General features: G+C 73.1%; 11 protein-coding genes. 2 read left to right on the plus strand and 9 right to left on the minus strand.

Annotated elements, in window-relative coordinates; all coding sequences use genetic code 11:
- Window positions 1-34: 34 nt before the first annotated feature.
- From CRP52_RS05490 to CRP52_RS05500, 3 genes are all read right to left on the minus strand, one after another.
- A complete protein-coding gene (locus tag CRP52_RS05490; protein ID WP_097235358.1) occupies window positions 35-532 on the minus strand; it encodes a phosphoribosyltransferase in 498 nt (165 codons plus the stop codon).
- 173 nt (window positions 533-705) lie between these two features.
- Window positions 706-2,181 carry an NADP-dependent phosphogluconate dehydrogenase gene (gene gndA / locus CRP52_RS05495; protein WP_097235359.1) on the minus strand — a complete coding sequence of 492 codons (1,476 nt, stop codon included), beginning with the start codon at window positions 2,179-2,181 and terminating at the stop codon, window positions 706-708.
- 67 nt (window positions 2,182-2,248) lie between these two features.
- On the minus strand, window positions 2,249-2,512 hold the full coding sequence (locus tag CRP52_RS05500) for a co-chaperone GroES (protein ID WP_097235360.1): 264 nt from the start codon (window positions 2,510-2,512) through the stop codon (window positions 2,249-2,251).
- A gap of 362 nt (window positions 2,513-2,874) precedes the next feature.
- Between CRP52_RS05500 and CRP52_RS05505 the strand changes: the two genes are divergently transcribed.
- On the plus strand, window positions 2,875-3,672 hold the full coding sequence (locus CRP52_RS05505; protein ID WP_097239853.1) for an inositol monophosphatase family protein: 798 nt from the start codon (window positions 2,875-2,877) through the stop codon (window positions 3,670-3,672).
- Between the two features lie 27 nt (window positions 3,673-3,699).
- On the opposite strand, the gene CRP52_RS05510 is transcribed toward CRP52_RS05505, so the two are convergent.
- The 6 genes from CRP52_RS05510 to CRP52_RS05535 all read right to left on the minus strand — a co-directional run bounded on the left by CRP52_RS05510 (window position 3,700) and on the right by CRP52_RS05535 (window position 11,899).
- Entirely contained in the window at window positions 3,700-4,914 is a 1,215-nt protein-coding gene (locus CRP52_RS05510; RefSeq protein WP_257032303.1) for a cytochrome P450, read from the minus strand.
- 101 nt (window positions 4,915-5,015) lie between these two features.
- The gene (locus CRP52_RS05515; RefSeq protein WP_257032304.1) at window positions 5,016-5,786 is read right to left on the minus strand and encodes a tRNA-dependent cyclodipeptide synthase; all 771 of its coding nucleotides are present in this window, start codon (window positions 5,784-5,786) and stop codon (window positions 5,016-5,018) included.
- Between the two features lie 450 nt (window positions 5,787-6,236).
- Entirely contained in the window at window positions 6,237-7,751 is a 1,515-nt protein-coding gene (locus tag CRP52_RS05520) for a pyridoxal phosphate-dependent decarboxylase family protein (protein WP_257032305.1), read from the minus strand.
- Window positions 7,748-9,202, minus strand: coding sequence for a diaminobutyrate--2-oxoglutarate transaminase (locus CRP52_RS05525; RefSeq protein WP_097235362.1), 1,455 nt, complete (start codon window positions 9,200-9,202; stop codon window positions 7,748-7,750). Before CRP52_RS05525 ends, CRP52_RS05520 begins: the two co-directional genes overlap by 4 nt.
- 190 nt (window positions 9,203-9,392) lie before the next feature.
- Window positions 9,393-10,118: a response regulator gene (locus tag CRP52_RS05530; RefSeq protein ID WP_097235363.1), complete on the minus strand. Its 726-nt coding sequence runs from the start codon at window positions 10,116-10,118 to the stop codon at window positions 9,393-9,395.
- The gene (locus CRP52_RS05535; RefSeq protein WP_097235364.1) at window positions 10,115-11,899 is read right to left on the minus strand and encodes a sensor histidine kinase; all 1,785 of its coding nucleotides are present in this window, start codon (window positions 11,897-11,899) and stop codon (window positions 10,115-10,117) included. Before CRP52_RS05535 ends, CRP52_RS05530 begins: the two co-directional genes overlap by 4 nt.
- Before the next feature lie 154 nt (window positions 11,900-12,053).
- On the opposite strand from CRP52_RS05535, the gene CRP52_RS05540 reads away from it, so the two are divergent.
- Window positions 12,054-13,493: a cation:dicarboxylate symporter family transporter gene (locus CRP52_RS05540; RefSeq protein WP_097235365.1), complete on the plus strand. Its 1,440-nt coding sequence runs from the start codon at window positions 12,054-12,056 to the stop codon at window positions 13,491-13,493.
- Window positions 13,494-13,658: the final 165 nt, after the last annotated feature.

The raw sequence follows: 13,658 nt of genomic DNA on the forward strand, positions 1-13,658 counted from the left end.
TTGACGGGCCATCAGACCCCAGGCCCGGGTGCGATCAGGCGTCGAGCACCTGGCCGGCGCGCCTGACGACCGGTCCGTCCGTCGACCACGGGAACTCGATCCAGTCGTCCGTCCTCTTCCACACGTACTCGCACCGGACGAGGGAGTGCGACTTCTCGTAGATGACGGCGGACCGCACCTCGGCGACGTGGTCGAGGCAGAAGTCATGCACCAGCTTCAGGGTCTTGCCCGTGTCGGCGACGTCGTCGGCGATCAGGACCTTCTTGCTGGTGAAGTCGACGGCCTGGGGGACGGGCGCCAGCATGACGGGCATTTCCAGGGTGGTGCCCACGCCCGTGTAGAACTCGACGTTCACCAGGTGGACGTTCTTGCAGTCCAGCGCGTACGCCAGGCCGCCCGCCACGAACACGCCGCCGCGGGCAATGCTCAGGATGATGTCGGGTTCGTACCCGCTGTCGGCGATCGTCTGCGCGAGTTCGCGCACCGCCCGGCCGAAGGTCTGGTAGTCGAGTTTCTCGCGCACGTCGGTCACGGTGTTCAGTCTCCTCGGCAGCCGGTCGGGCGGCAACGGGAGCGGGTCCGTCGAAGGAACCGGGCCACGTCCCGGCCGGGAGCGCGGACGGGACGGGAGCGCGGACGGGACGGGAGCGCGGACGAGGCTGGACCGCGGACGGGCCTGGGCCGCGGACGAGGCAGCCGGGTTTCTCAGCGCTGCTCCTCCGGACGGTCCGCGACCTCCCAGCGGGTGTGGAAGGTCCCGTCCCGGTCGACGCGGTGGTACGTGTGTGCGCCGAAGAAGTCCCGCTGGCCCTGGACCAGCGCGGCCGGCAGGCGCCCCGCCCGCAGGCCGTCGTAGTAGGCGAGCGCGGTGGCGAAGCCGGGGGCGGGCACCCCCAGTTGGACCGCAGCCGAGACGACCCGCCGCCAGGCCGACTGCGCGGAGCCGAGCGCCTCCTGGAAGTGCGCGTCGGTCAGCAGCGTGGGGCGCTCCCGGTCCGCCTCGTACGCTGCCCTGATCCGGTCCAGGAAGCGGGCCCTGATGATGCAGCCACCGCGCCAGATCGTGGCCATCGCACCGGGGTCGATGTCCCAGGAGTACTCCGCGCTGCCGGCCTGGATCTGGTTGAAGCCCTGCGCGTAGGCCACCATCTTGGAGGCGTACAGGGCCTGTTCGACGTCCGCCGCGAACCGGTCCGCCGCCGCGCTGTCCAACCAGGTCTCGGTGGGGCCGGGCAGGTCCCGGCCGGCCCGCCGCAGCGGCACGCTGCCGGACAGGGCGCGGGCGAAGACCGCCTCGGCGATCCCGCTCACGGGCACGCCGAGGTCCAGCGCGCTCTGGACCGTCCAGCGGCCGGTGCCCTTCTGCTCGGCCTGGTCCAGCACGATGTCGACGAAGGGCTTGCCGGTCGCCGCGTCGGTGTGGGCGAGGATCTCGGCGGTGATCTCGATGAGGTAGGACTCCAGTCGTCCGCCGTTCCACTCCCGGAAGACCTCGGCGATCGCGGCGGGCTGCAGCCCGCCGCCGTGCCGCAGCAGGTCGTACGCCTCGGCGATGAGCTGCATGTCGGCGTACTCGATCCCGTTGTGGACCATCTTGACGAAGTGGCCGGCGCCATCCGGGCCCACGTGGGTGCAGCAGGGCCGGCCGTCGACCTTGGCCGCGATGTCCTCCAGCAGCGGCCCCAGGAGGCGGTAGGCCTCCGGCGTGCCGCCGGGCATGATGCTCGGGCCCTCCAGTGCGCCCTGCTCACCGCCGGAGATCCCGCTGCCCACGAAGTGCAGCCCGCGTTCCCGCAGGGCGGCCTCGCGCCTCCTGGTGTCGGGGAAGTGCGCGTTTCCTCCGTCCACCACCACATCGCCCGCGTCGAGCAGCGGCACCAGCTCGTCGATGACCGCGTCGGTCGGCGCTCCGGCCTTGACCATGATCACGATCAGCCGGGGACGCTGCAGGGCCGCGACGAACGCCTCCGTGGTCTCGGCGGCCACGAAGTCACCCTCGTGTCCGAACTCCTCCAACAGCGCCGCGGTCCGCGCCCACGTGCGGTTGTGCACGGCCACGCGGTGCCCGTGGCGGGCGAAGTTCCTGGCCAGGTTGCGGCCCATCACGGCCAGGCCGGTGACCCCGATCCGGGCCTGTGCCTGTTCGGTCGTGGCCTGTTCGGTCGTGGGCTGTTCGGTCATGGCGGGAGTCTCCAAGGGGTGTCGATGCCTGGGGCCTTCGGGGACTTCGGGGACTTCGGGGCCTTCGCTACTCCGCGGAGAGTGCGAGGACCTCGTCCTCGGGGAGCTCGACGTACTGCTCCCCGTCCGCCTCGAACGGCGACCCGGCGCGCAGGTTGAAGAGGATCCGCTCGCCGACCTTGACGTCCACCGGGTGCGGCTTGCCGCTCCCCAGGGTCCGGCCGGGCCCCACCGCCACCACCTCGCCCTTCCACCGGTCCGGGTCCTGCGGGGCCGCCCCGCCGATCGGCTTGACGATCAGGTGGTCGTCCTTCGGGCGGAAGTCGGGCATGGCACGGTCCTCTCACGTGGGCGCCTGCGGCGCAGCCGGGGCCTCCCCCACCCACCGATTCTGCCGGGGTTCGCGGTTTCCGCACCCGAGCGGCGCCGCCGCCCAGGAGCCACCGGGCCCGGCCTGCTCCATTCGGGTTCCCGGACGCACCCACGCCCGGCGTTCCACTACTTGGGCGCGTGACGGCGAACAGCCGACAGCCAACGGACAACAGCTGACAGCTGACAGCTGACAGCTTTCAACATCTGTTATCTGTCGGCTGACATCTGTCAGCTGTCAGCTGTTCGCCGCCCCCGTCCGCCGCAGCCGCCCCCGCACACTCGTGCGACAGTGGAGGCAGCGAAGGGAGCGCGAACGTGCTGATGGACAAGGTGGCGGAGATACTCGCCGAGGCGTCGGCCGAGGCGGTGGAGCCGCGCTTCCGTGCGCTGGCCGCCGGCGAGGTGATGGAGAAGGCACCCGGCGAGGTCGTGACGATCGCCGACCGCGAGGCCGAGGCGATCATCGCACGCCGCCTGCGCGAGCTGCTCCCCGTCCCCGTGGTCGGCGAGGAGGCGGTAGCCGCCGACCCGTCGCTCGCCCAGGCCCTGCACGACGAGCCCGCCGTCTGGCTGGTCGACCCGGTGGACGGCACCTCCAACTTCGTCGCCGGCCGCCCCGACTACGCCGTGATGTGCTCCCTTGTCCGCTCCGGCCGAACCGTCGCCTCCTGGATCCGGCAGCCCGCCACCGGCACCGCCTACCGCGCCGAACTGGGCGCCGGCGCCTGGCGCGACGGCGAGCGCCTGACCCGCCCGCCGGCACCGGCCGACCCCGCCAAGCTGACCGGTGTCCTGAAGAGCCGTTTCCTCGACCCGGACCAGCGCCGACTCCTGGAAGCCAACTGCTCGGCCTTCGGCGAGATCTCCCCCGGCCGCAGCGCCGCCGGGATCGAGTACCCCGATGTGACCGAGGGCCGGTTCGACTTCATCTTCTACTGGCGCACCCTCCCCTGGGACCACGCCCCCGGCTCCCTGCTGCTCACCGAGGCCGGCGGTGTCGCCGCCCGCATGGACGGCGCCCCCTACCGCCCCGAGGCCCCCGGCTGCGAGGACGGCCTCCTGGTCGCCGCCGACCCGCACACCTGGGAACTCACCCGCGACATCCTCCTCGGCACCTGACCCCGGGCGGCCACCGCAGGCCTCGCGTCACCACACCACCGGCAGCCGCTCCGGCAGGCGCTTGATGAACCCCGGCCGCCAGGCCAACTGCTCGACGGGCACGGCGAGCCGCAGCTCCGGGAGCCGTTCGACCAGCGCGGTGACGGCGATCTCGGCATGCGTACGGCCGAGCGCCGAGGCCGGGCAGAAGTGGCGGCCGGCGCCGAAGGCGAGATGCGGGTTCTCCGGCCGGTCGAAGTCGATCCGCTTCGGGTCCGGGAAGACCGCCGGGTCGTAGTTGGCACCCTCGACCAGGACGAGCACCAACTCGCCCTTCTTGACCAGGACATCACCGACCCGGACGTCCGCGAGCGCCAGCCGCGGCAGCGCGTCGCCGATCGACAGGTTGACCCGCAGCACCTCGTCCACCGCACGGCCGACCAGCTTGGGCTCCTGCCGCAAGCGCTCGGCGAGTTCCGGCTGCTCGCACAGGTAGATGACGGCGCACAGCAGGAACGCCGAGGTGGACACCGCGCCAGCGCCGAACAACGACAGGGCGACGGTGGCGAGCAGTTCGTCGCTCACCCGGTCCGAGACGTCGGGCGATCGGCGCAGTTCCGCGAACCGCCCGAACAGCCCGTCCGCCGGCTCCGGATCGGCGTTGAGCTTCCCGAGCATGTAGCCGAGGTCCTTGTACCAGTTGGGCGTCGCCCCCTCGAAGGGCACCGGGCTGGTCAGGAAGGCCACGTCGATGCCGGACATCAGCCGCCGCCAGTCGTCGGACGGGATGCCGAGCAGTCGGCAGTGCAACGCGGCCGAGTACGGCTCGGTGAAGCCGCCGCGCAGTTCGCCGGGCGCGCCCTGCGCTTCCAACGCGTCGATCAGGCGGTGGGCTTCGGCCTGCAGCCAGCCGTCGAGCTCCTTGTCGGCGCGCGGTGAGAGCGTCTTCATCACGGCGTTGCGCAGCCCGGCGCTGTTGATGTTGCCCATGTTGTTGACCACCTCCGGCGGGATGGTCAGCGCGTACTGGCGCGGGACGCCGGGGTTGGCGGTGTCCTTGAGGCTGAACCGCTCGTCCTCCAGTACCTGTTTGGCGAGCTCGTAGCTGCTCACCAGCCAGGCGGGGTCGCCGGTCATGGTGCGGACCGGTGCGATCGGTTGCTGCTCGCGCAGTCGGTCGGCCTCCTCGGGGAGCACGTCGCCCCGCCTGGAGAACGGGAAGGTCAAGTCGGTCGTGAGCTTGTCCGTCATGTAGTCCGTCATGCCTGGCTCCTTGATCGAAGCTGCGGTGAACCGGTGAGTGGAAGGGCGAGGGAAGGGCGAGGGGAAAGGGGAGCGGAGAGCCGGGTGGGCACAGGAGTCGGCTATGCGGTCCGGGCGGCCCCGGCCACGACGGCGGCCGCGGCCGGGACCGAGGACACCTCGGCCGGCCGGACCACCGCATAGGCCTGGCGGGCCGCCGCCCGCACCCCCTCGTCCCGCCCGAACAGGACCGGGGTGAGGGGAAGTTGCAGGTGGTAGCAGCTGACCGAGGACGGCACGCCGAGCAGCGCTGGCGTGTCCAGGAAGAACGGCAGCTCGGCCGTGATGTAGCGCAGTCCGGCGGCGAGTTGGAGCTCCGTCGGCGCCAGCCCTTCGCCCAGCCGGGCCGCCAGGAATCCGCGCGCCATGCTCTCCGCGGCGGTCCGGTACACCGGGTCGACCCGCAGGCCGTCGACGGCCTGGCGGTGCAGCCGCCGGTAGGCGTCGGTGGCGGTGAACTCGGACAGGGCGTGCACCCGTACGGAGTTCCGGTGTCCGTACTCCGCCACGCCCCGCTCGATCCGGCGGGCGGTGGCCCTGACCTCCTTGGCGGCCCGCCGCTGCGCGTGCTCGGGGGCGTAGCCGAAGGCCTCGAACTGGGTCGCGATCAGGAGGTCCGCGTACACGATGTCGATGCGCTCGAAGAACTCCAGCCCCCACCCGACGAGTTCGGCTATCCGACGGTGACTGAAATAGCTGTTCCCCGGACTGACGCCGATGAGCAGGTGCTCGCCCCGCTGCCAGATCTCCCGGCATCGGCGGGAGTACGGGAGGGCCTCGTACAGGCCCATCGGGGTGGTTATCGGCCCGTCGTCCGGGACAGTTTGGCGCATGCCTTGCGTCCGCTTCGCAACATGGTCGCAGGACGTGTTCACGTGGATTTACCGGGATTCACAGAAATGCACGGCAAGCAGGCGGAGTTCACCCGGATGCAAGGGAGTGATCTCCACGCCTGGGCAACGCGTGCCTGGTCAGGCCGCCCACCGCGGGTGCCGTGTGCACATGGTGGGGCTGCGGCCACATGAAGTTACCGCCGCTCTTCGGGATCTCCGCAAGCCCTGACCGGGGGTTGGCGAAATGTGATCACCGGGCGGCCGGAAACGGCCTGTACACCCTTGCGAAGCTATGTCCACGGACATTGTCGGGGCGCGATCGGATATCCGTAGGACAGCCTCCCACGCCAGTGTGTCTTTCTCCAACAGCGTCAAGGGAAAAGGCTTCTGATTTGGAGGTGGAGGAACCTCCCTGACCCGCGTCCGGCCCGCCGGCTACCCGCCCGCCCGTTACCCCGCCCGTTCCCCCGCCACCTTGCGGCCCGCGCCGACCACCTCGCGCAACAGCGCGCCGACCTCCCCCGCCGTCGTGTGCGGATTGAGCAGCGTGAGCTTCAACCGCACCCGCCCCGGCCCGTCCCCGGGAAGCTCCGTCCGCCCCACCACCGCCCGGCCGCTCCGCAGCAGCAACCGCCGCAGCCGGCCGTTCACCTCGTCCAGCGCCGCCTCGTCCGTGACGCCCGGCGGGCGGTAGCGGAAGAGGACGGTGGTGAGGACAGGGTCGTCGTGGAGTTCGAGCGAGGGGTCGGCGCGGACGGCGTCGGCGGCGGCGTGGGCGAGGTCGTGGCAGGCGTCGACGAGGCGGCCGAGGCCGTCGCGCCCGAGGGTGCGCAGGGTGACGGCGAGCTTGAAGGCGTCGGCGCGGCGGGTGGTGCGCAGGGAGCGGCCGAGCAGGCTGGGGTAGCCGGCCTGCTCGTCGTCGACCGGATTCAGGTATTCGGCGCGGCGGGCGAGCGAGACGTACGTTTCGGCGCGGCGGACCAGGAAGACTCCGGCGGCGGCCGGTTGCCAGCCGAGTTTGTGCCAGTCGAGGGAGACCGAGTCGGCGCGGGCGATGCCGTCGAGCAGCGGGGCGAGCCGGTCGGAGAGCAGGGCTCCGCCGCCGTACGCGGCGTCCACGTGCAGCCAGGCGCCGTACCGCCCGGCGAGGTCGGCGGCGGTGGGCAGCGGGTCGATCGCCCCGGTGTCGGTGGTGCCGGCGGTGGCGACCACGGCGATCGGGTGCCGGCCGGCCCAGCTGGCTTCGGCCAGCGCCCGCTCCAAGTCGCTTTCCCGCATCCGGAGTTGTCGGTCGACCGGGACGGAGACAACGGCCCGTTCGCCGAGTCCGAGCAGCGCGGCCGCGCGCTGGACGGAGAAGTGCGCGGCCTCGGAGGCGATGATGCAGGGGCGGACGCCGGCCGGGATCCCGTCCAACTCCACGATGCCGTCGAGCTTCTGGTCGCGCGCCAGCATGAGCCCCATCAGGTTGGACTCGGTGCCGCCGGAGGTGAGGACTCCGGCGGAGCGCCGCGGGTCGTAGCCGACCAGCTCGGCGAGTTCGGCGAGCAGCGCGGTTTCCAGTGCCGTGGCCGCGGGGGCCTGGTCCCAGGAGTCCTGCGAGGGGTTGAGGGCGCTGACGGCGAGGTCGGCCGCGGCGGCGACGGCGAGCGGCGGGCAGTGCAGGTGTGCGGCGCAGGCCGGGTCGGCGGGGTCGGCGGCTCCGTAGGCGAGGAGTTCGGTGAGACGGGCGAGTGCGCTGCGCCCGTCGGCGGTGGCCAGGGCGTCACCGACCAGGGCGGTGATCTCGGCCGGGCTGCCCGCCGGCAGCGGTCCGGAGCGCATGGCGGTGCCCGCGTCGAGGGCGTCCAGGACGGTGGCCAGCAGCGGCCCGAGCGCGCCGGGCCCGCCCGCGCCTCCGGCCAGGGCGTCCGCGGGGACCTCGCCCCCGGGCAACCCGATCGGCCCGGGTCCGGTCCCGCTCACCGCTCCCCCCTCGCCGCACCGAGGACCGCAGGAGCACCGGCAGGAGCGCCGGCAGCCGGCCCGACAGCCGCCCGGTCCGCCGCCGCGATCGCCTCCGCCAGTCGCTCCAACACTGCCGCCGCCTGCTCGTCCGTGATGGTGAGCGGCGGGAGCAGGCGCAGGACGGCGTCGTGGCGTCCGCCGAGTTCGACGATCAGCCCGCGTTCCAGGCACGCCTCCCGGACCCGTACGGCGAGGGCGGGATCCGCCGGGCGGGCGCCGCAGGAGTCGGGTTCGGCCGTCGGGTCGACCAGTTCGACGCCGAGCATCAGGCCCCGACCGCGCACGTCGCCGATCACCGGCAGCTCGCCGGCGAGTTCGCGCAGCCGGGCCGCCATCCGCTCGCCGACCACGGCCGCGCGTTCGGCGAGCCCGTTCGCGGCGACGTGACGGAGCGTGGCGGCCCCTGCGGCCATGGCGAGGGTGTTGCCGCGGAAGGTGCCGGTGTGGGCGCCGGGCCGCCAGCCGTCGTAGTCCTCGCGGTAGACGACGACCGCGAGCGGCAGGCTGCCGCCGATGGCCTTGGAGAGCACCATCGCGTCCGGGACGATGCCGCTGTGCTCGACCGCCCACATCGCTCCGGTGCGGCCGACGCCGGTCTGCACCTCGTCCACGATCAGCGGGATGCCGCGTTCGGCGGTGATCCGGCGCATCTCGCGCAGCCAGCCGTCGGGGGCGGGGACCACGCCGCCCTCGCCCTGGACGGCTTCCAGGACCATCGCGGCGGGCGGCACCACGCCGCCCGACGGGTCGTCCAGCAGCCGCTCGACGTAGGTCGCGGCGAGTTCGGTGCCGACCTCGCCGCCGACGCCGAACGGGCAGCGGTAGCCGTACGGGTAGGGCAGCCGGACGACCTCTCCGCCGCCGGGCAGCGGTTCCTTGACGGCGACGTTGCCGGTGAGCGCGAGGGCTCCGGCTGTCATGCCGTGGTACCCGCCGGTGAAGGCGAGTGCGCCGGAACGGCCGGTGGCGGTCTGCATCAGCTTGAGTGCGGCCTCGACGGCGTCGGTGCCGGCCGGTCCGCAGAAGTGCACCCGGGCGCGGGCGGCGAACTCGGCGGGCAGGCTCTCGAACAGTGCGCTGGTGAAGTCGTCCTTCTCGGCGGTGGCGAGGTCGAGCAGGTGCAGCGGGGCGCCGCTGTCCAGGGTGCGGCGGATGGCCTCCAGCACCACCGGGTGGTTGTGGCCGAGGGCGAGGGTGCCGGCGCCGGAGAGACAGTCGAGGTAGCGCCGGCCGTCGGCGCCCTCGACGGTCATGCCGTTGGCCCGGACCGGGACGATCGGGAAGGAGCGGGCGTACGTTCTGGCGGCGGACTCGCGGACGCGCTGACGACGCAGGATGGCCTCACCGGCAACGGGGGCCGGAGCCGGGGCTCCGGAGGCGGCCTGGGCGGGTACGGCAGCGAGCGACACGACAAACCCCCAGAAGAAGTTAGGTAAGCCTAACTTTACTGCCCTTGACCTGGCGGGATGCCCGCGGGGCCCGTAGAACCACCCGAGCGGGTGAACCTCCCCCGGCCCCTCCAACGACCGCCGCACCGAAAGGTCACGCCCCCACCACCCCGAGCCGGCCGTACCGCCCGGAGCCACACGCAGCCCTCGGTCAGGGAGTCGCCTTCCACCGGTAGCAGAGCTCCGGCCGCCCGACACTCCCGTACTGCGGCTCCCGCACCGCCCGCCCGGTGTCCACCAGGTGCTCCAGGTAGCGCCGCGCGGTGATCCGCGAGACCCCGGCGGCGGCGCCCGCGGCGGCCGCCGAGAGTCCGGTCGCGGCCTCCCGGAGCACCGAGGCGACGGTGTCCAGGGTGTGTGCACTCAGTCCCTTGGGCAGAGTGCTGCGTTCGGGCGTGCGGAGCAGGGCGAACGCCTGGTCGACCTCGTCCTGGCCGGTCGCCTCGCCGGTCCGCCCGAGGCTGTCGCGGTAGCGGGCGTAGCGCTCCAGGCGGTCGTGCAGGGCGGCGGCGCTGAACGGTTTCAGCAGGTACTGCACGACGCCCGCCGAAACCGCCTGCCGCACCATCGCGAGGTCGCGGGCCGAGGTCACCGCGATGACGTCGGTGCTGTGGCCGGCGGCGCGCAGCGTGCGGCACAGCTGCAGGCCGTGGCCGTCCGGGAGGTAGAGGTCGAGCAGGGTGAGGTCGACCGGTGTCCCGGCGGCGCGGGCGCGGTCCAGGAAGCGGAGGGCGTCGGCGCAGCTGTGGACCGTCCCGGCGGCGTGGAAGCCGGGTTCGCGTTCCACGTACAGCGTGTGGGCGGCGGCCGCGACCGGGTCGTCCTCGACGACCAGGACGGAGATCCCGGCCGCCCCGGCGCCCTCGCGCGGGGTCACGCCAGGGCCCCTTCCCGCGCGCGCCCGCCCGGCTCCCCCGACTCTCGCCCGCCCGAGCTGCAGCTGCCCGCGTCGCCCGAGCCGCCCCGCCCGCCCGGCTCCCGTCCGGCCAGTGGCAGCCGGACCGTGAGCACCGCCCCGCGCTCCCGCCCGACCTCGACGGTGCCGCCGTTGCGCCGGGCGGCCTGGGCGACCAGTGCCAGCCCGAGGCCGTGCCCGCGACCGTCCTGCTTGGTGCTCCAGCCGCGGCGGAACACGTCCTCGACGGCGGCCGGGTCGATGCCGGCGCCGGTGTCGGCGACCCGCAGCAGCAGACAGTCCCCGCCGCCGCCCGCAGCGCCGCCACGCGCAGCACCGCCATCTCCGTCGATCCGCGCCGTGACGGTGACCTCCGGCGGGACGGGGCTCTGGGCGGCCCCGGCGATGGCGGCGTCCACGGCGTTGTCGATCAGGTTGCCGAGCACGGTGATCAGGTCCCGCGCGGAGAGCCCGGGCGGCAGCACCCCGTCGTCGATCCGACTGTCCTCGGTGAGGCTCAACTCGACGCCCCGCTCGGCGGCTTGGGCGGCCTTGCCGAGCAGCAGTGCGGCCAGCACCGGCTCGCCGACCGCCGCGACCACCCGGTCGGTGAGCTGCTGGGCGAGTTCGAGTTCGGCGGTGGCGAGCTCCACCGCCTGTTCGTGGCGGCCGAGTTCGATCAGCGAGACGACCGCGTGCAGCCGGTTGGCGGCCTCGTGCGCCTGTGCGCCGAGCGCATCGGTGAAGCCGCGTACGGAGTCCAACTCGCCGCTGAGCGCCTGCAGTTCGGTGTGGTCCCGGAGGGTGACGACCCGGCCGAGCCCGGTGCCGATGGTGGAGGTGTTGAGCACCACGACCCGCTCGTCGGTCAGGTGCACCTCGTCCCGGACGGCCTCCCGGCCCAGTACGGCCGCCACCAGCGCCTCCGGCAGACCGAGGTCCGCCACCGGCCGACCGTCCACCTCCCCGTCCAGGCCGAGCAGTTCGCGGGCGGCGTCGTTGCACAGCACCACCCGGTACGAGCGGTCGAGCAGGACCAGCCCCTCGCGCACCGAGTGCAGCGTGGCCTGGTGGTACTCGTAGAGGTGGCTGAGCTCGTCCGGCCCCATGCCGTGAGTGTGCCGCCGCAGACGGGAGTTGGCGAGGTAGGTACCGGCACCTCCGAGCGCGAGCGCGGCCACCGCCACCCCGACCAGGGCCAGCAGCGGCCCGCTCAGCTGCGCGGAGATCGACTGGACCGTGATGCCCGCGCTGACCAGCGCGACCACCCGGTGCCGGTCGTCCCACACCGGCGTGACCACCCGCACGGACGGCCCGAGCGTGCCGGTGTACGTCTCGCTGCGGGTCTGCCCGGCGAGCGCCCAGTCGATGTGCCCGAGGTAGCGTTTGCCGATCTGCTCGGGCAGCGGGTGCGTCCAGCGCACGCCGTCGGTGTCCATGACGGTGATGAAGGAGACCCCGGTGTCCGTCCGCACCTGCTCGACGTACGGCTGGAGCACCGCGGTCGGGTCCGGTCCGGTGACCGCGGCCCGGACGGACGGCGACTGCGCGACGGCGTGGGCGACCGCGGTGACCTCGCGCCGGGCGGCGTCCTCGGCGCGGCCGGCGGTGAAGAGGTAGGCGAGCACCGCGCCGCCCGCGACGACCGCGGCGACGATCACCACCTGGACGACGAACAGCTGCCCGGCGAGGCTGCGGACCAGGCGGTGCGGCAGGGGAGGCCACCGGCGGCGCGAGCGGGTGGGGGCGGTGCGCTCGGACATGCCAGCCAGTGTGCACCACGGTCCGCCCGGGCGACCCCGGTGCGCCGATCGTGAACTCTATGAACGCAAACGTGACCTCCGTCACGCCCGGGCCCATAGTTCGGAGCGGCCCACCACCCGGGGCCGCCAGGACTGCAGGGCGAAGGAGCCGCAGATGTCGATCGCTGGAGCCGCAACGGCGGGGGGACCCAGACGCAAGGACCGGACCCACTACCTCTACCTCGCCGTGATCGCCGCGGTGCTCGCGGGCGTGGTGGTCGGGCTGGCCGCTCCCGGCTTCGCCGTGGAGCTCAAGCCGGTCGGCACCGGGTTCGTCAACCTGATCAAGATGATGATCAGCCCGGTGATCTTCTGCACCATCGTGCTGGGCATCGGCTCGGTGACCAAGGCGGCGAAGGTCGGCAAGGTCGGCGGCCTCGCCATCGGCTACTTCCTCGCCATGTCGACCGTCGCGCTGGCCATCGGCCTGGTCGTCGGCAACCTGCTGGAGCCCGGCGGCGGCCTGCACCTGACCGCCGCGCTCGCCAAGTCCGGCCACGCCCAGGCGGCCGCCGGCGGCGCCCAGTCCACCACCGACTTCCTGCTCGGGATGATCCCGGACACCATGTTCTCCGCCCTCACCCAGGGCAAGGTGCTGCAGACCCTGCTGGTCGCCCTGCTCACCGGCTTCGCCCTGCAGGCGATGGGCCCGGTCGGCGCCCCGGTGCTGCGCGGGATCGAGCACGTGCAGCGGCTGGTCTTCCGGGTCATGGCGATGATCATGTGGGTCGCGCCGATCGGCGCCTTCGGGGCGATGGCGGCCGTGGTCGGGGCCACCGGCACCGCGGCACTGAAGAGCCTCGCGGTCATCATGATCGGCTTCTACCTGACCTGCGCGCTGTTCGTCGTCGTGGTGCTGGGCACGCTGCTGCGCCTGGTCGCCGGGGTCAACGTGTTCGCGCTGCTGAAGTACCTCGGCCGCGAGTTCCTGCTGATCCTGTCCACCTCCTCCTCCGAGAGCGCGCTGCCCCGCCTGATCGCCAAGATGGAGCACCTGGGCGTCAGCCGACCCGTCGTCGGCATCACCGTGCCGACCGGCTACAGCTTCAACCTGGACGGCACCGCGATCTACCTCACCATGGCCTCGATCTTCATCTCCGAGGCGATGGACAAGCCGATGTCGATCGGCGAGCAGTTCTCGCTGCTGGTGTTCATGGTGATCGCGAGCAAGGGCGCGGCCGGGGTCACCGGCGCCGGCCTGGCCACCCTCGCGGGCGGGCTGCAGTCGCACAAGCCCGCGCTGGTGGACGGCGTCGGCCTGATCGTCGGCATCGACCGCTTCATGTCCGAGGCCCGGGCGCTCACCAACTTCGCGGGCAACGCCGTCGCGACCGTCCTGATCGGGCACTGGACCGGCGAACTCGACGCCGAGCGCGCCCGCCGGGTCCTGGCCGGCGAGGTGCCGTTCGACGAACTGACCCTGGTCGACGGCCACGGAGCCGGCGGCCCGACGCCCGAGGGCACGGGCGACGGTACGGGCGAGGGCTCACCCGAGGCCGCACCCGAAGCCGCGCCCGAGGCCGTCCCGACCCGGGGAGCCGCGGCCGCCGCCTGAGCGACGGTACGAGTTCAAGCCCCGAGACTCCCCCGCCCCGGCGCCACGCACCATCCCCGGAAGCGGCGCCGGGTCGGGGGTCCTTCCGTTCCCCGACTCCCCGCCTCCCCGCCTCCCCGCCTCCCGGCTCCCCGGCTCCCCGGCTCCCCGGCCCAGCGCGACGTC

The sequence above is a fragment of the Streptomyces sp. 1331.2 genome (genome assembly GCF_900199205.1).
GTDB lineage: Bacteria > Actinomycetota > Actinomycetes > Streptomycetales > Streptomycetaceae > Kitasatospora.

What these genes read in the sequence shown, in the direction of transcription:
- CRP52_RS05500 (WP_097235360.1), bottom strand. Translation starts at nt 2,512, where the DNA reads ATGCCCGACTTCCGCCCGAAGGACGACCACCTGATCGTCAAGCCGATC.
- CRP52_RS05540 (WP_097235365.1), top strand. Translation starts at nt 12,054, where the DNA reads ATGTCGATCGCTGGAGCCGCAACGGCGGGGGGACCCAGACGCAAGGAC.
- CRP52_RS05535 (WP_097235364.1), bottom strand. Translation starts at nt 11,899, where the DNA reads ATGTCCGAGCGCACCGCCCCCACCCGCTCGCGCCGCCGGTGGCCTCCC.
- CRP52_RS05510 (WP_257032303.1), bottom strand. Translation starts at nt 4,914, where the DNA reads ATGACGGACTACATGACGGACAAGCTCACGACCGACTTGACCTTCCCG.
- CRP52_RS05515 (WP_257032304.1), bottom strand. Translation starts at nt 5,786, where the DNA reads ATGCGCCAAACTGTCCCGGACGACGGGCCGATAACCACCCCGATGGGC.
- CRP52_RS05505 (WP_097239853.1), top strand. Translation starts at nt 2,875, where the DNA reads ATGGACAAGGTGGCGGAGATACTCGCCGAGGCGTCGGCCGAGGCGGTG.
- gndA (WP_097235359.1), bottom strand. Translation starts at nt 2,181, where the DNA reads ATGACCGAACAGCCCACGACCGAACAGGCCACGACCGAACAGGCACAG.